This is a genomic window from Streptomyces sp. LS-MS-L19, assembly GCF_058382285.1.
Window position 1 is genome coordinate 9,587,584 of sequence record NZ_JBYCLL010000001.1, and the last position, 15,054, is coordinate 9,602,637.

Sequence of the window (15,054 nt, forward strand, 5' to 3'; positions counted from 1 at the left end):
GCTGCGGCTGCGGCTGCGGCTGCGGCTCTGCGGTTGTAAGGCTCTGGGGATCAGCGGCGGCCGCGTGCCGCGATCATCCGCTCGACCGCCGCGATGTGGTCCGGTGCGTGCATGGTGTCCCGCTCGGCGAGCAGGGCCGGTTCCATCACGGTGTCGAGGGCCTGCTCCAGGTGCCGGTTGACCGCGCGCTTGGTCTCGCGCAGCGCCTGCGCGGGCAGGGCCGCCAGCCGCCCGGCCAGGTCCATGGCCTCGTCCATCAGCTTGTCCCTCGGCACGGCGCGGTTGGCGATGCCCAGCCGCACGGCGTCCTCGGCGCTCACCCGGTCACCCAGGAACAGCAGTTCCTTCGCGCGGGTCAGGCCCACGAGCAGCGGCAGGACGTACGCGCCGCCGTCGCCCGCGACGAGTCCGACCTGGACGTGCGGATCGGCGAGGTAGGTGTCGTCGGCGATCAGCACGAGGTCGCTCAGCAGGGCCAGGCTGCAACCGAGGCCGACGGCCGGGCCGTTGACCGCCGCGATCACGGGCAGGGGGCAGCGGACCAGGCCCGTGATGATCCTGCGGGCCTCGTCGACCTGCCGCTCCCGGAAAGCCCTGTCGCGCTGAACCCGGGTCATGGTGTCGAGGTTGCCGCCCGCACTGAAGGCCGGGCCGCGCCCGGTGAGCACGATCACCCGGGCTTCCGGGTCGGCGGCGACCTCGTCCCACACCGACGCCAGGCCGGTGTGCAGTTCGTCGCTCATCGCGTTCCGCTGCTCGGGCCGGTTCAGCTCGATCAGCCGGACCGGCCCGGCGGCCGTCACCACCAGATCCGTCATGTCCACCGCCCTTGTTCGGACTCACTCGTTCCGGATCGACGTCCAGGAACGCCCGTCCAGGATCTTTCCTTAGAGTTGAATGCTATAACTAATTAAGCTTTCTGGAAACGGGCTCGTGGAGCGACGGAGGACACGCATGGCGCAGCAGGAGTACGAGACCGTGCGGGCCGAGACGGCGGACCGGATCCTCACCGTCACCCTCGACCGGCCCGAGCGGCTCAACGCCTTCAACCCGCAGATGATGCAGGACCTGCTCGACGTGCTGGACGCGGCCGACGCGGACGACGAGGTACGGGTGGTCGTGGTGACGGGCGCCGGCCGTGGCTTCTGCGCGGGCGCCGACGTCAGCTCCGGCGGCTCGTCCTTCGACCACCGCAGGGCGGGCGCCTGGCACCGGGACACCGGCGGCCGGGTCGCGCTGCGGATCTTCTCCAGCACGAAACCGGTCATCGCGGCGATCAACGGCCCGGCGGCGGGCGTCGGGGCGAGCATGACCCTGCCGATGGACATCCGGCTGGCGTCGACGACGGCGAAGTTCGGCTTCGTCTTCGCGCGCCGCGGCATCGTGCCGGAGTCGGCGGCGAGCTGGTTCCTGCCCCGGGCGGTCGGCATGCAGCGGGCCATGGAGTGGGTGGCGACGGGCCGCGTCTTCGGTCCCGACGAGGCGCTCGAGGCCGGTCTGGTCCGCTCCGTCCACCCGCCGGAGGACCTGCTGCCGGCGGCGTACGAACTCGCCCGGGAGATCGCCGGGACCACCTCGGCGATCTCGGTCGCCCTGGCCCGCCAGATGATGTGGCGGATGCTGGGCGAGCCCCACCCCATGACCGCGCACCGGCTCGACTCCCGCATCATGAGCCAGATAGGCGGCGGCCCGGACCCGGTCGAGGGAGTCGAGTCGTTCCTGGCCAAGAGGCCGCCCGCCTTCCCCGGCCGGGTCAGCACGGACATGCCGGACGTCTACCCCTGGTGGCAGGACGAGGACTTCCGGCCCTTCGGGGAGTAGGCGGCCGTGGGGTTTACACATCCAGGAGATCTGGCCGAAACATTGTCGTGGTTTGCATGAAGTGTTAGCGTCCGGGCGGCGGACATTCAGTTGAATGCGCTAAACCATTGACCGCCTGGACGGTGCCCATGAGCGATGGTTTCCTGCATGAGTCCTTGCGCGGTGTCGACTGGGGGGTCGCCACGGCGGACACCATCGCGGCTCCACCGCCGCCCCCGCCGGAACGCGGCGGGCACTTCCGGCAGTGGACGGACGACATCCGGCAGCTGCTCGGCGTCACCCCGGACACACACCGCATGGTCGCCGGGTGGCCCCAGCTCCAGCCCGACGGCCCAGGCCGTTGGGACCGGCAAGCCCTGGACCGCTGCGAGCGCGCGCTCGACGCCCTGCTCGCACAGGGCAGGCGCCCCGCACTCACCCTGTTCGACCGCACCCTGCCCCCCTGGCTGGACGCCGCGGGCGGCTGGCTCAGCCGCGACACCGCGGAGCACTTCGCCGCGTACGCCGCCGAGCTGGGCCGCCGCTTCGGCGACCGGGTGGACCGCTGGATCACCTCCACCGACCTCGCCGGTCCCACACTCGCCGACCACGTGGCCGGAATGTACTCACCGGGCCGGGGCGCGGGCCGCGCCGGGCTGCCGGCGGTCCACCACATCCTGCTCGCGAACGGGCTCGCCACCCAGGCCCTCAGGTCCGTCGGCGCCACGGGCCGGGTCGGGACGACGGTCACCCTCGTCGGCGGCTACGCGGCCACCGACGACCCCTTCGACCGGCTCGCACTGGAGCGTCTGGACAGCTGGACGAACCGGCTCTTCCTGGACCCCCTGCTGCTCGGTGAGCACATGGTGACCGAGGACGACGAAGCCCCGGTGGCGGCCTCCGGCTGCGTACGCCCCGGCGACCTGGAGGTCATCGCCACCGCCCAGGACCTGCTGGGACTGTCCTGGCACACGCCGTTCCGCGTCACCGCGCCGGAGAACCTGCCGCGCGTGCTGCCGACCGCCAAGTGCCGCAGTGCCCTCAACGAGGTCAACCGCCTGCTCGTGGGGCTCGGCTTCGCGATCGTGCCCTTCGACGACGTGGAGACGACCGCCTACGGCTGGCCGATCATCCCCGAGGGGCTCGCCGACGCCGTAGCCGGGCTGTGCGACCAGTACGGGGACCTGCTGCCCCCGCTGTCGATCGTCGACAACGGCATGGGCGACCTGGACCTGGTGGACGAGACGGGACACAGCGACGACACCCGGCGTCGGGCCCTGCTGCGGGCCCGGCTCGCCTGGCTGGCGGGACTCGTCGGCGCCGGTGTCGAGGTGTGCGGCTACGAGTACTGGTCGGTCCTCGACAACCTGGAGGCCAAGTTCCGCTACACCCGCCTGTACGCGATGGCGATCCCGGACCACGAGCTCGCGCCCCGGCCCGCGATGCCGTCCGACTGGGTGCACGGAGGGGCGTTCGCCACCGAGACCGCCACGGACTCCGCCGATCCGAAGCCCGGACTGTCCCTCGTCCCCCGCACTCACGGCGCCGGCGCCTTGTAGTCCCGGCCGCGGATCAGCCGCACCGGGCAGTAGACCAGGACGTCCTCGTCCCGCTGGTTGCGCACGGTGATCCGGCTGGTCACCACGCCCCGGCCGGGCTTGCTGGAGGGGCGGCAGCCCGTGGTCTCCACGACGGCGTACAGCGTGTCGCCGACGTAGACCGGTCCCAGCACGTCGAGCTCCATGTGGAGGAAGGCGAGTCCGGTGCCGTGCAGCACGTTGGTCTGCAGCACGAGCCCCTCGGCGAGGCAGTACGTCAGACCGCCCGGCACCAGCCGGCCCGTGTACCCGCCCTCGGCCGCGTGCGTGGCGTCCCAGAAGAGCGGCTCGGTGAAGCCGCCCCAGGTGACGAAGTTGACCAGGTCGGTCTCGGTGACGGTCCGGCGGGCGGTGCGGAAGACCTGCCCGACCGGCATCTCCTCGTAGGTCAACCCCCGTACCAGCGGCGGGACTTCGGTGGTGATCTGCTCAGCAGTCATGATCGGTTCCTCTTGTACGGCGGTCGGGGAGCCAGGGGGTTCTTGTGCGGCGGTCAGTGAGCCGGGGGTTCTCGGGCGGCGGTCAGTGAGCCGGGGATTCTTGAGCGGTGGTCACAGAGCCAGCGGGTTCTTGTCGCCCACGCCCTCGAAGTCCGGGGCGCGCTTGTCGCGGTGGGCGGCCAGGCCCTCGACGACCTCGTGACCCGCGAACCCGAAGAACTCCAGCCCGAGCGAGGCCTCGAAGATCGGCTGGGCGGTGCGGTACCAGTGGTTGAGGGACCGCTTGGTCCAGCTGATCGCGCTGGTGGGACCGGCGGCCAGGACGCTCGCCACCCGCAGCGCCTCCGCGTGCACGTCCTCGTCGGCCACGCACTTCGACACCAGCCCGATCCGCTCGGCCTCCTCGCCGGTCAGCGCCTCACAGGTGAGCAGGTAGTACTTGGCCTTGGCCATGCCGCACAGCAACGGCCAGCAGATCGCCGCGTGATCACCCGCCGCGACCCCGAGCCGGGTGTGCCCGTCGACGATCTTCGCGGTGCGGGCGGCGATCGAGATGTCCGCCAGCATGCCGATGACCAGCCCCGCACCGACCGCCGGACCGTGGATCGCGGAGACCACGGGCTTGGAGCAGTTCATCACCCCGTAGACCATGTCCCGCGCCTCGCGCATCACCCGGGCGCGCACCGCGTAGTCCTCGGTCATGGCCTCGATGGAGTCGAAGGTCCCGCCCGCCGAGAACGCCCGGCCGGCCCCCTGGACCAGCACCGCCCGGGTCCGTTCGTCCCGGTCGATGACCGGCCAGATGTCGGCCAGCTCGCCGTGCATCCGCGGATCGACCGCGTTGAGGTTCGGGGCGTCGAGCACGACGCGCAGCACGCCGGGCGCGGGCCGCTCGAAGGTCAGGCTCGTGAACGGGGCGTAGAGATCGGTCACGTCGCGCTCCTGGTGTATTCAGTGTGGATACTATAATTATCTAACTGTATCGAGCGGAGAGCGGCAAGCGATCGGCAGACGCGTCGCACCGAGGACGGGAAGCTCGGCATGGATCTCACCTTCAGCCAGGAACAGGACGAACTGCGCAAGGTCGTACGGTCGTTCCTGGCCAAGCACTCCGACGAGGCGGCCGTGCGTCGCCTGGCCGCCGAACCGCTGGGCCACGACCCGGTCCTCTGGCGACGGATGGCCGGCGAACTCGGCCTCCAGGGGCTCGCTATCCCGGAGGAGTACGGCGGTCACGGCTTCGGCTACGTCGACCTCGGCATCGTCTTCGAGGAGGCCGGCCGGGCACTGCTGTGCGGGCCGTACTTCGCCACCGTCGCCCTGGCGGCCGAATCCCTCCTGCGCTGCGGCGACGAACAGGCCCGGTGCGATCTTCTGCCAGGCATCGCGTCCGGCGGGACGGTGGCCACGCTGGCGCTCACCGAGGACAGCGGCCGCTGGGACGAGCCGGGCATCCGGCTCACCGCCCGCACCACCGCCGACGGTCCGAGGCTGACCGGGACCAAGACCTACGTCCCCGACGGACACCTCGCCGACCTGGTCCTGGTCGCCGCCCGCACCCCTGGGGGCATCAGCCTCTTCGCGGTCGAGGGCGGCGCACCGGGTCTGGTCCGCACCGCCCTGCCGACCCTCGACCAGACCCGCAAGCAGGCGCGGCTGGAGTTCACCGACACCCCCGCACGCCTGATCGGCAGCCAGGACACGGCGTGGCCCGCACTCGAACGCACCCTCGCCACCGCGTCCGTCCTCCTCGCCGCCGAACAGGTCGGGGGAGCTGCCGCCGCTCTGGACGCCGCCGTGGACTACGCCAGGATCCGGGTGCAGTACGGGCGCCCCATCGGCTCCTTCCAGGGAATCAAGCACAAGTGCGCCGACATGCTGGTGGAGATCGAGTCCGCCCGCTCCGCCGCATACGCCGGACTGTGGGCCCTGGACGCGGACGACGACACGGAGACCGCCGTCGCGGCGGCCCTGGCACAGGCCTTCTGCTCGGAGGCGTTCACCAAGGTCGCCGGCGACACCATCCAGGTCCACGGCGGGATCGGCTTCACCTGGGAACACCCCGCCCACCTGTACTTCAAGCGGGCCAAGAGCTCCGAGGTGCTGCTCGGCACACCGTCGTACCACCGCGAGCTGCTGGCCACCCGGCTCGGCATCTGAACCCCTGAACCCCCTCTGGGCCTCTGCATCTCTGGACCTCCGGAACTCTGGAAGGAAGTCGGCATGGAGCTGGACTTCGGACCCGCCGTACGCGACTTCCGCGACGAGCTGCGGGACTGGCTGGCGGACCACCTCGTCGGCGAGTACGCGGCACACCGCGGCGTCGGCGGCCCCACCGACGGGGAGGCCTGGGAGGTCCGGCTGGCCTGGGACCGCGAGCTCTCGAACGGCGGTTGGCTGGGTGTGGGCTGGCCCAAGGAGTACGGGGGACGAGGACTCGGACTCCTGGAGGAGATCGTCTTCGAGTACGAGTACGCCCGCGCGAACGCCCCCTACCGGGCCACCGGGAACGCCCTCGACCTCCTCGGCCCGATGCTCCTCAAGATGGGCGGCGAGGAGCAGAAGGAGCGCTTCCTGCCGCCGATCCTCGCCGTCGAGGAACTGTGGGGCCAGGGCTTCAGCGAGCCCGGCGCCGGGTCCGACCTGGCCTCGGTCCGCACCAGGGCCGAGCGCGACGGCGACGAATGGGTGGTCAGCGGGCAGAAGGTGTGGACCTCCTTCGGCATCCACGCCGACTGGCTCTACGTCCTCGCCCGCACCGACCCCGACTCGGCACGTCACAAGGGCCTGACCATGCTGCTCCTGCCCACGGACCAGCCCGGTGTGGAGATCCGCCCCATCCGCAACCTCGCCGGCCAGGACGAGTTCGCCGAGGTCTTCCTCTCCGACGCGCGCACCGGCGCGGACATGATCGTCGGCGAGGTCGGCCAGGGCTGGCGCACCGCGATGGCCACCCTCGGCATCGAACGCGGCACCACGCTCCTGCCCCAGCAGCTCACCTTCGAACGGGAGGCCGAGGCGCTGATCGACCTGGCCCGGGAGCGAGGCGCTCTCGACGACCCGATGCTGCGCCGACGCATCATCGACGCCTGGATCTCCGTACGCATCATGCGCACCACCAACCTGCGCACCCTCGCCGAACTGACCGCGGGCCGCACCCCCGGCGCCCAGTCCACCACGGCCAAGCTCTACGCCTCCACCCGCCACCAGCAACTCGGTCACCTGGCCCAGGAGTTGGCGGGCCCGGCCGGTCAGATCGTCGGCGAGGACTACGGCCTGGACACACGGCAGCGCTCCTTCCTGCTCTCCCTGGCGGAGACGATCTACGGCGGATCCAGCGAGATCCAGCGCAACATCATCGGCGAGCAACTCCTCGGCCTGCCCAAGGAGCCCCGGCCATGACACCGCTGGAGGAACGCCTCGACCGCATCGAGTCGCACCTCGCCGTCCAGCAGTTGCCCGTGCGGTACGCCCTCGCCGTGGACGCCCGCGACCTCGACGCCTGGGTGGGCTGCTTCCGGCCCGACGTCGATCTGGGCCGCCACGGCCGTGGCCGCGAGGCGCTGCTGGCCTACATCGAGCCTCTCGTCCGGGGCTTCCGCGGGTCGGTCCACCAGATCTGCGGTCACCGCATCGAGTTCACCGGCCGCGACACGGCCACCGGTTCCGTGTACTGCCGTGCCGAGCACGAGGTGGGGGAGCGGTGGATCGTGATGGCCATCCGCTACCTCGACGAGTACGCGCGCGTGGACGGCGAGTGGTTCTTCTCCAGGCGCCGGGAGCAGCACTGGTACGCGGCGGACGTGACCGAGCGTCCCCAGCAGGTCGGCTTCGAGGGCTGGGCGGGCGCCGGACGACCGGCGCTGCCGGAGGCCTTCCCCACCTGGGATCCCTTCTGGAAGGAGACGTGATGGAGCGGCTGGCGGGCAAGACGGCCCTGGTCACCGGCGGCGGGCAGGGCGTGGGCCGCGGAATCGCCCTCGCCCTGGCGGCCGAAGGGGCGGCGGTGGTGATCACGGGCCGTACCGAGGACAAGCTGAAGGACACCGCGCACGTGATCGCCGAGCGCGGCGGGCGGGTGCGCACGGTCGTCGGGGACGTGGGCGAGCGGGCCGACGTCGACCGCATGGTGGCGGAGACGGTACGGGAGTTCGGCGGCCTCGACGTGCTCGTCAACAACGCGCAGAGCTCCGTGCAGCGCCGGCTGGAGGAGACGTCGTACGACGACGTTGAACTCGCCTACCGCAGTGGTCCGTTGGCGGCCTTTCACGCGATGCGGTCCGCCCTGCCCCACCTGAAGGCCGGCCGCGGCAGCGTCGTCAACCTCGGTTCGTCGGCCGCGGTACAGGGCGAGGCGGGCTTCGCGGCCTACGCGATGGCGAAGGAGGCCATCCGGGGACTCACGCGCGTGGCCGCGCGGGAGTGGGGCCCGTACGGGATCCGGGTGAACGTGGTCTGCCCGGCCGCCCTGAGCCCGGCCGCGGAGGCGTACTTCGCCGCCCGTCCGGACCAGGCCGAGAAGGTGGTGGCCGGTATCCCGCTGGGCAGGATGGGCGACCCGGAGACGGACATCGGCCGGGCGGTGGCCGCGCTCGTCAGCGACGACATGGCCTATCTGACCGGCGCGACACTGATGCTGGAGGGCGGCAGGACACTGCTCGGGTAGTCGGACAGGCGCCGGGGTCGGTCAGACGACGCCCCGCGCGCGCAGTCCCGCTATCTGATCCCGCGTCAACCCCGCTACCTCGCCGAGCACTTCATCGGTGTGCTCGCCCAGCCCCGGTGGCGGGGCGTACCCGTCGACCGGCGTCGCCGCGAACCGGATCGGATTGGCGAGCAACGGCAGTCGCCCCGACACCGGGTCCTCGACCTCCACCAGCATCCCCCGGTGCCGTATCTGCGGGTCGGAGAAGACCTCGGGCATCTCGTTGAACGGGCCGGCCGGCACGTCGTGTGCGTCGAGGACCGTCAGCCAGTCGTCCCGGGTCCGGGTGCGCAGGATCGCCTCCAGCACCGGCAGGATCTCCTCGCGGTGCGCGATCCGGGCCGAGGTGGTGACGAACCGCGGGTCCTGGAGGAGATCGGTGCGGTCGGCGGCCGCGCAGAACGCGGCGAACTGCTTGTCGTTGCCCGCGACGAGGAAGATCGGCTTGTCCGCACACTGGAACGCCTGGGACGGGATGCCGCCGTATCCGCCATTGCCGCGCCGCGCGGGCACCTGGCCGGAGACCAGGTAGTTCATCGCGAAGTGCGACAGCGAGGCCAGCCCGCAGTCCAGCAGGGACAGGTCGATGAACTGGCCCTCTCCGGTGGCGTCACGGTGCCGCAGGGCCGCCAGGACGGCCGTCGCGGCGTACAGGCCGGTGAGGATGTCGACCATGCTGACCCCGACCTTCATCGGTTCCTCGGGGTGCCCGGAGACGCTCATCATCCCGGACATGGCCTGGAAGATGCCGTCGTAGCCGGGCCGTTCGGCGTACGGCCCGGTCTGCCCGAAGCCCGTCACCGAGAGGTAGACGAGGCGTGGATCGAGCTCCCGCAGGCTCTCGTGGTCCAGGCCGTACTTCGCCAGTGTGCCGGTCCGGAAGTTCTCGACGACCACGTCCGAGCGGGCGGCGAGCGCACGGATCACCTCCTGCCCCTCGGCGGTGGCGTGGTTGACCGTGACCGACCGCTTGTTGCGATTGCAGGAGAGGTAGAAGGCGGCCGTGTCCGTGCCGGGCGCGAACGGCGGCCCGTACGTCCGTGAGTCGTCCCCCACCCCCGGCCGTTCGACCTTGATCACCTCTGCGCCGAGGTCGGCCAGCATCTGGGTGGCCAGGGGCGCGGCGAGGATGCGGGACAGATCGAGGACGCGGATCCCGGCCAGGGCGGTCGACGGCATCGAGGTCTCCCTCTGTTCACGAGCGGCCAATGAGTTATATAAATAATACATCTAGCGACTGGATCGCATCTCGCTTGATTGCTTGAACTATTCAATTCATGTAACTATATGGATCGGTCGCCGGACCGAGACCGGAGGGCGTGCTGATGACCGTCGCGGCGAGGACCCTCAGCGACCAGGAACAGCGTGAACGCCGGATCTGGTTCCGGGCCCGCTGGGAACGCGGGGTCGCCTTCAACCGGCACTGCCACATCCGCGTCACCCGCTGGGACGCGGAGGTCGTGGAGATCGTGCTGCCCTACGCCGAGGCCCTCTCCGCTCACGAGGACGTCTTCCACGGCGGGGTGATCTCGGCGCTCATCGACACCGCGGGCGCCGGAGCCGTGATCGCCGGGCACGACTTCGCCAAGGGCAGCCGCCTGAGCACCGTGTCGATGTCGGTGCAGTTCCTCGCACCCGCCCGCGGCCGCGAGGCCGTCGCCTACGCGCGCTGCGTACGGCGGGGCCGCAGGCTGCACTTCGCCGACGTCGACGTGATGACCGACGGACGCCTCTGCGCCCGGGGGCAGGTGGTGGTGAGCATCGCCGGGGAGCGACCGGGCGTCGGCGAACCGATAGCCCCCGCGGACCCGGCCGACGCCGAGCCCGGCAACCCCATGTATCCCATTGGCCCCATCGACTCTCTGACGGAGGAGTGACCCGATGACCGAGGAGCCCGCCCAGGACGACCTGGTGCTGTACGAGGTCGACGAGGACGGCGTCGCGACCGTCACCCTCAACCGCCCCGAGCGCAAGAACGCCTGGAGCATCCCCATGGAGCGCCGCTTCTTCGCGCTCCTCGACGAGGCCGCGAACGACCCGGCCGTCCGCGTCGTGATCGTCACGGGCGCGGGCAGGGCCTTCTGCCCCGGCATGGACGTCCAGCGCCTGGAACAGAACTCCCAGCCGGGCCAGTCCCTCAACCTCCAGGCCCGCGTCCCCATGTACAGCAGGCGCCTGCTGCCGAAGCCGATGATCGCCGCCGTCAACGGCGCCTGCGCCGGCATCGGCCTGGTCCAGGCGCTGATCTGCGACGTCCGCTTCGCCGCCCGCGGCGCCCGCTTCACCACCGCCTTCACCCGGCGCGGCCTGGCCGGCGAGTACAACCTGCCGTACGTGCTGCCCCGCGTCATCGGCCTGGAGAACGCCCTGGACCTGCTGCTGTCGGGCCGGGTCTTCGACGCTGACGAGGCCAAGGAGCTCGGCCTCGTCAGCCGCGTCGTCGAACCCGAGGACCTGCTGGACGCCGCCCGTGCCTACGCCCGGGCCATCGCCCGCAACTGCTCACCGCGCGCGATGGCCGTCGTACGGCACCAGGTGTACGGCGATCTCGACCGCCCCTTCACCGACGCGCTCGCCCGCTCCTACTCCGCCATGGAGTTCTTCGCGGGCTCACCCGACTTCCGGGAGGGCGTCGCGAGCTTCGTGGAGAAGCGCGAGCCGAAGTTCGAGGGCCTGCCGCCGGACTTCGACCCGGACGAGGCCACCCGCGACGCGTTCCTGCCGTACTGACCGAGGAGGTTCTTGATCATGACTGGGCAGCCGTTCCCCGTCGAGGCCGGGCACATCATGATGTTCGCCCGCGCCATCGGCGACGAACACCCCGCGTACCAGGGCGAGTCGGCCCTCGCCCCACCGACCTTCACCATGGCGAGCGCCCACTACGATCCCGACTACCACCTGCGTCCCAAGCCGGACGAGGAGTGGTTCGGATCCGGCGGCGGCCCCGGGGTGATGGCCGAGGGCGGCGGTGGACTCCACGCCGAGCAGCACTTCGAGTACCACCGCCCGGTGCGCGCCGGCGAGACGCTCTACGCCCACACCGTTCCCGGACGCAGCTGGGAGAAGCAGGGCCGCAGCGGCCGTCTGCTCTTCAGTGAGCGCGTCACCGAGTACCGGGACGCCGACGGCGAGCCCGTCGTCAGCGCCGTGACCGTGGCCGTCGTACCCGAGGGCCCCGCGACCCCTAAGGACGCGCGATGAGCCTGAGCAGCAACGACATCAAGGTCGGCGAGACCCGCGAGAGCGTCCTCGTCGAGGACCTCAAGCGCACCCGGATCGTGCAGTACGCGGGCGCCTCCGGCGACTTCAACCCGCTGCACACCGACGAGCGGTTCGCCGTCGAGGCCGCGGGATACCCCGGCGTCTTCGCCCACGGCATGCTCTCCATGGGCATGACCGGCCGCGTCCTGACCGACTGGGTCGGTCCCGAGTCGCTGCTGCGCTACGGCGTGCGCTTCAAGGCCCAGGTCTGGCCGGGAGACACCCTCACCGCCACGGTGACGGTCGACTCGATCGACGACACCCCGGACGCCCCGGTAGCCCACTTCACCCTGCGCACGGTCAACCAGAACGGCGTCGAGGTGGTCACCGGCACGGCGGCGGCCCGCCTGGAGCCGTGACCCGGTGACCGCGGCACGGGATGCGGGGGGTGCGGTGCGGGTGGGGGAGGACCCGGCGGCCGCTCTGGAGGGTTTGGCAGGATCGGTGCCGGTCGTTGGGCCGGTGGGGGAGGCGGGTGCTGGGGCAGTGGGTGTGCCTCCCCGGGGCCTCGGGCCCGCGCGGGAGACCGAGGTGGCTGGAGGAAACGGCCCCGCCCCGATGGCTCAGGCGGTAGGCGTCACCTGGACCGCCATGGTCAGCCGTGCCTACGACCACCCCCGCCCCGCCGTCCGGTTCGGGGACTCGACCTGGACCGGGCGAGAACTCCTGGACCGCGCGGCCGGCGCCGCCGACTGGCTGGACTCGCTCGGACTGGAGCCCGGCGCCCCGGTCCCGGCCCTGGTCGCCACCTCCGCCGACGCCCTCGCGCTGGTGATCGGCGCCGCCGGATCCGGTCACCCGCTCGCCCCGCTCGGCGTCCGCATGACCGCGCACGAGATCGCCGCCGTGGTCCGACAACTCCCGTGCCAAGTCGTGCTGACCCAGCCCGAGTTCACCGAACTCGCGGAGCAGGTGGCCCAACTCTCCGGCCGGTGCGTCGCCACCGTGCCCGAACTACCCGGCAGCACCCGCACCTTGACGGCTCGCCCCGACGAACTCGCCGCCGTCCTGCACACCTCCGGCACCACCGGCCTGCCCAAACCCGTCCCGATGACCCAGCGGCGACTGGCCGCCCGCGCCCGCGTCAACGGGAGCCTCTGCGGCCTGGACCCCGACAGCTTCTACGGCGGCAGCGCGCCCTTCCACCACATCGCGGGCCTCGGCAACCTCGCCGTCGCCCTCGCCGCCGGCGCGCTGATCACCGGCCTGCCCCGCTTCACCGTCGAGGGCTGGACCCTGCTCAGGGACCTCGGCACCACCCACACCAGCATGGTCCCGGCGATGCTGGAGACCCTGCTGGCCGCGGGCGAGGCACGGCACGAGACCCTGCGGACCCTGCAGTACGGGGGCGCGCCCGTCCGCCCCGGCACCCTGCGGCGGACGTACGAGGCGATGCCGGGTGTCCGCATGCTCAACATGTTCGGCCAGACCGAGGGTTCACCCATCAGCGTGCTCACCCCCGAGGACCACCGCGAAGCGATCGCGGGACGCACCGAACTGCTCCGCTCGGTCGGGCGGCCCGCCCCCGGGGTCGAGGTCAGGGTCGACGCCGCCGGGCCGGACGGCATCGGCGAGATCCACGCCCGCGCCGACCACTTCTTCCGGATCGACGCCGAAGGCTGGCTGCACAGCGGTGACCTGGGCCGGATCGCGCAGGACGGCTACCTCTACCTCCTCGGCCGCGGCACCGACATGATCATCCGAGGCGGCGAGAACGTGCACCCGCTGGAGGTCGAGACCGTCCTGGCCGACCATCCCGGCGTGGCGGACGCCGCGGTGATCGGCGTACCGGACGAGCGCCTGGGCCAGACGGTCGTCGCCTTCGTCGTGCCGACCGACCCGCACGCCCCGCCCGGTCCGGCCGCCCTCAGAAGCCACACCCGCGCCCGGCTGTCCGGGTTCAAGGTCCCCGTCCGCTGGTGGTTCGTGGACGACCTGCCCCGCAACGCCAACGGCAAGGTCGTTCGCCGCGGCCTGCGGGAGCCGTACGAAGGAGGAACAGGTGTCTGACCTCGTCGACCCAAAGCGACTCGACGTCCTGCTGCGCCGGATCCGCCGGGAGGTCGAACGCGGCCCCCTGCCGTCCGCGCAGGTCGCCGTCGCCCGCGCCGGCCGTCTGGTGGCCTTCGAGACGTACGGCGACGCGGGCCCCGACACCCGGTACGTGCTGCAGTCCGTCGGGCGGTCGATCGTCGCGGGCGTGGTGTGGAAGCTGATCGGCGACGGGCTTCTCGACGTGGGAGAGCAAGTCGCCGCGATCATGCCGGAGTTCGCACCGAACGGGAAGGAGGAGGTCACGGTCGAGCAGGTGCTGACGCACACCGCGGGCTTTCCCTTCGCCCCCCTGGGATTCCCCAAGATGCTCGACCGTGAGCAGCGGCTCGCCGCCTTCGGACGCTGGCGGCTGGACTACCCGCCGGGCACCCGCTTCCAGTTCCACCTCACCTCGGCGGCCTGGTTGATCGCCGAGATCGTCGAGCGCCGCACCGGCCTGGCCTTCGCCGACTACCTGCGGGAGCGGCTGGTGCGGCCGCTGGGCCTGGAGTCGATCGAACTGGGGGTGCCGGAGGACCGTCAGCCCGGCACCGTCGCCCCGATGACCGCCACCGACCGCACCAGCGACGAACAGGAACCCGACCCCTGGGGACCGTGGTACCTCTCCGACCCGAAAGTCCTCGCGGCCGGAGAGCCCAGCCACGCCCTCGTCGCCACCGCCGCGGACGTCGCCCTGTACTTCCAGGCACTGGAGCACTCCGGTCTGTGGAAGCCGGAGGCGGTGGCGGAGGGCACCCGGATCCGGCTCACGGACCACCCGTACGGGGACCAGATCTACGGCGGCGGCGACGAACGGCGCACCAGCATGGGCCTGTTCGTGACGGTGGCCGGCCCGGACTCCGGAAGCAACCTGCCGTCGACCGGCTCCCCGTCCCTCTTCGGCAGCGCCGGCGCCGCGTACCAACTGGGCTTCATGGACCCGGAGTCGGGCCTCTCCTTCGCCTGCCTGTCCAACGGCTACCCACTCGCCGGCTACGACCACTCCCCGCACGGTACGGCCCTGCTCAGGGACATCGCGGACCTGGCGGGGGGCTTGGCCACCGAACTGCCCTGACCTACGACCGAATGCCGAGCCACTGCTCGGCGCCCCGTGCCACGCGGCCCGGCTCTGCCGTCCGGGCACGCTGGCGAATGGGCAGGCACCAGGGCAGGTGACCAATGGAACAACACTTGGCTCCCCGGCGCGACGCTCGGG

At 71.5% G+C, this 15,054-nt stretch carries 16 protein-coding genes; 12 read left to right on the plus strand and 4 right to left on the minus strand.

What is annotated here, in order from left to right; all coding sequences use genetic code 11:
- Positions 1–50: 50 nt before the first annotated feature.
- On the minus strand, positions 51–818 hold the full coding sequence (locus tag AC2XR2_RS42830; protein WP_449350657.1) for an enoyl-CoA hydratase/isomerase family protein: 768 nt from the start codon (positions 816–818) through the stop codon (positions 51–53).
- A 136-nt stretch (positions 819–954) separates the two neighbouring features.
- On the opposite strand from AC2XR2_RS42830, the gene AC2XR2_RS42835 reads away from it, so the two are divergent.
- Both AC2XR2_RS42835 and AC2XR2_RS42840 read left to right on the plus strand, forming a co-directional pair.
- Positions 955–1,821: a crotonase/enoyl-CoA hydratase family protein gene (locus tag AC2XR2_RS42835; protein ID WP_491518139.1), complete on the plus strand. Its 867-nt coding sequence runs from the start codon at positions 955–957 to the stop codon at positions 1,819–1,821.
- Between the two features lie 128 nt (positions 1,822–1,949).
- Positions 1,950–3,359, plus strand: coding sequence for a family 1 glycosylhydrolase (locus AC2XR2_RS42840; protein WP_491518140.1), 1,410 nt, complete (start codon positions 1,950–1,952; stop codon positions 3,357–3,359).
- Here AC2XR2_RS42840 and AC2XR2_RS42845 read toward each other — a convergent pair.
- Positions 3,338–3,838, minus strand: coding sequence for a MaoC family dehydratase (locus AC2XR2_RS42845; RefSeq protein WP_381297666.1), 501 nt, complete (start codon positions 3,836–3,838; stop codon positions 3,338–3,340). The two genes, AC2XR2_RS42840 and AC2XR2_RS42845, sit on opposite strands and share 22 nt — an antisense overlap.
- Before the next feature lie 111 nt (positions 3,839–3,949).
- A complete protein-coding gene (locus AC2XR2_RS42850) occupies positions 3,950–4,771 on the minus strand; it encodes an enoyl-CoA hydratase/isomerase family protein (protein ID WP_491518141.1) in 822 nt (273 codons plus the stop codon).
- 108 nt (positions 4,772–4,879) lie between these two features.
- On the opposite strand from AC2XR2_RS42850, the gene AC2XR2_RS42855 reads away from it, so the two are divergent.
- The 4 genes from AC2XR2_RS42855 (at position 4,880) to AC2XR2_RS42870 (ending at position 8,504) form a co-directional block, all read left to right on the plus strand.
- Entirely contained in the window at positions 4,880–5,998 is a 1,119-nt protein-coding gene (locus AC2XR2_RS42855; protein ID WP_491518142.1) for an acyl-CoA dehydrogenase family protein, read from the plus strand.
- 63 nt (positions 5,999–6,061) lie between these two features.
- Positions 6,062–7,240 carry an acyl-CoA dehydrogenase family protein gene (locus AC2XR2_RS42860; protein ID WP_491518143.1) on the plus strand — a complete coding sequence of 393 codons (1,179 nt, stop codon included), beginning with the start codon at positions 6,062–6,064 and terminating at the stop codon, positions 7,238–7,240.
- A complete protein-coding gene (locus tag AC2XR2_RS42865) occupies positions 7,237–7,749 on the plus strand; it encodes a nuclear transport factor 2 family protein (RefSeq protein WP_491518144.1) in 513 nt (170 codons plus the stop codon). Before AC2XR2_RS42860 ends, AC2XR2_RS42865 begins: the two co-directional genes overlap by 4 nt.
- The gene (locus tag AC2XR2_RS42870) at positions 7,749–8,504 is read left to right on the plus strand and encodes an SDR family NAD(P)-dependent oxidoreductase (protein ID WP_491518145.1); all 756 of its coding nucleotides are present in this window, start codon (positions 7,749–7,751) and stop codon (positions 8,502–8,504) included. The genes AC2XR2_RS42865 and AC2XR2_RS42870 overlap by 1 nt, the downstream gene beginning before the upstream one ends.
- Before the next feature lie 21 nt (positions 8,505–8,525).
- Here AC2XR2_RS42870 and AC2XR2_RS42875 read toward each other — a convergent pair whose 3' ends face one another.
- On the minus strand, positions 8,526–9,722 hold the full coding sequence (locus AC2XR2_RS42875; RefSeq protein ID WP_491518146.1) for a CaiB/BaiF CoA transferase family protein: 1,197 nt from the start codon (positions 9,720–9,722) through the stop codon (positions 8,526–8,528).
- 146 nt (positions 9,723–9,868) lie between these two features.
- Here AC2XR2_RS42875 and AC2XR2_RS42880 point away from each other — a divergent pair, with 146 nt between their 5' ends.
- The 6 genes from AC2XR2_RS42880 to AC2XR2_RS42905 all read left to right on the plus strand — a co-directional run bounded on the left by AC2XR2_RS42880 (position 9,869) and on the right by AC2XR2_RS42905 (position 14,913).
- Positions 9,869–10,420, plus strand: a complete 552-nt coding sequence (locus tag AC2XR2_RS42880; protein ID WP_491518147.1) for a PaaI family thioesterase — start codon at positions 9,869–9,871, stop codon at positions 10,418–10,420.
- A 4-nt stretch (positions 10,421–10,424) separates the two neighbouring features.
- On the plus strand, positions 10,425–11,273 hold the full coding sequence (locus AC2XR2_RS42885; protein ID WP_491518148.1) for an enoyl-CoA hydratase-related protein: 849 nt from the start codon (positions 10,425–10,427) through the stop codon (positions 11,271–11,273).
- A gap of 18 nt (positions 11,274–11,291) precedes the next feature.
- Positions 11,292–11,744: an FAS1-like dehydratase domain-containing protein gene (locus AC2XR2_RS42890; protein WP_449348949.1), complete on the plus strand. Its 453-nt coding sequence runs from the start codon at positions 11,292–11,294 to the stop codon at positions 11,742–11,744.
- Positions 11,741–12,163, plus strand: coding sequence for a MaoC/PaaZ C-terminal domain-containing protein (locus tag AC2XR2_RS42895; protein ID WP_330262202.1), 423 nt, complete (start codon positions 11,741–11,743; stop codon positions 12,161–12,163). The genes AC2XR2_RS42890 and AC2XR2_RS42895 overlap by 4 nt, the downstream gene beginning before the upstream one ends.
- Before the next feature lie 199 nt (positions 12,164–12,362).
- Positions 12,363–13,814, plus strand: a complete 1,452-nt coding sequence (locus tag AC2XR2_RS42900; RefSeq protein WP_491518149.1) for a class I adenylate-forming enzyme family protein — start codon at positions 12,363–12,365, stop codon at positions 13,812–13,814.
- Complete coding sequence (locus AC2XR2_RS42905) at positions 13,807–14,913, plus strand: serine hydrolase domain-containing protein (RefSeq protein WP_491518150.1); 1,107 nt, start codon at positions 13,807–13,809, stop codon at positions 14,911–14,913. The genes AC2XR2_RS42900 and AC2XR2_RS42905 overlap by 8 nt, the downstream gene beginning before the upstream one ends.
- The last annotated feature ends 141 nt before the right edge of the window (positions 14,914–15,054 follow it).

Coding starts and splice junctions, on each gene's coding strand:
- AC2XR2_RS42830 (WP_449350657.1), bottom strand. CDS start 818: ATGACGGATCTGGTGGTGACGGCCGCCGGGCCGGTCCGGCTGATCGAG.
- AC2XR2_RS42835 (WP_491518139.1), top strand. CDS start 955: ATGGCGCAGCAGGAGTACGAGACCGTGCGGGCCGAGACGGCGGACCGG.
- AC2XR2_RS42840 (WP_491518140.1), top strand. CDS start 1,950: ATGAGCGATGGTTTCCTGCATGAGTCCTTGCGCGGTGTCGACTGGGGG.
- AC2XR2_RS42845 (WP_381297666.1), bottom strand. CDS start 3,838: ATGACTGCTGAGCAGATCACCACCGAAGTCCCGCCGCTGGTACGGGGG.
- AC2XR2_RS42855 (WP_491518142.1), top strand. CDS start 4,880: ATGGATCTCACCTTCAGCCAGGAACAGGACGAACTGCGCAAGGTCGTA.
- AC2XR2_RS42860 (WP_491518143.1), top strand. CDS start 6,062: ATGGAGCTGGACTTCGGACCCGCCGTACGCGACTTCCGCGACGAGCTG.
- AC2XR2_RS42865 (WP_491518144.1), top strand. CDS start 7,237: ATGACACCGCTGGAGGAACGCCTCGACCGCATCGAGTCGCACCTCGCC.
- AC2XR2_RS42870 (WP_491518145.1), top strand. CDS start 7,749: ATGGAGCGGCTGGCGGGCAAGACGGCCCTGGTCACCGGCGGCGGGCAG.
- AC2XR2_RS42875 (WP_491518146.1), bottom strand. CDS start 9,722: ATGCCGTCGACCGCCCTGGCCGGGATCCGCGTCCTCGATCTGTCCCGC.
- AC2XR2_RS42880 (WP_491518147.1), top strand. CDS start 9,869: ATGACCGTCGCGGCGAGGACCCTCAGCGACCAGGAACAGCGTGAACGC.
- AC2XR2_RS42885 (WP_491518148.1), top strand. CDS start 10,425: ATGACCGAGGAGCCCGCCCAGGACGACCTGGTGCTGTACGAGGTCGAC.
- AC2XR2_RS42890 (WP_449348949.1), top strand. CDS start 11,292: ATGACTGGGCAGCCGTTCCCCGTCGAGGCCGGGCACATCATGATGTTC.
- AC2XR2_RS42895 (WP_330262202.1), top strand. CDS start 11,741: ATGAGCCTGAGCAGCAACGACATCAAGGTCGGCGAGACCCGCGAGAGC.
- AC2XR2_RS42900 (WP_491518149.1), top strand. CDS start 12,363: ATGGCTCAGGCGGTAGGCGTCACCTGGACCGCCATGGTCAGCCGTGCC.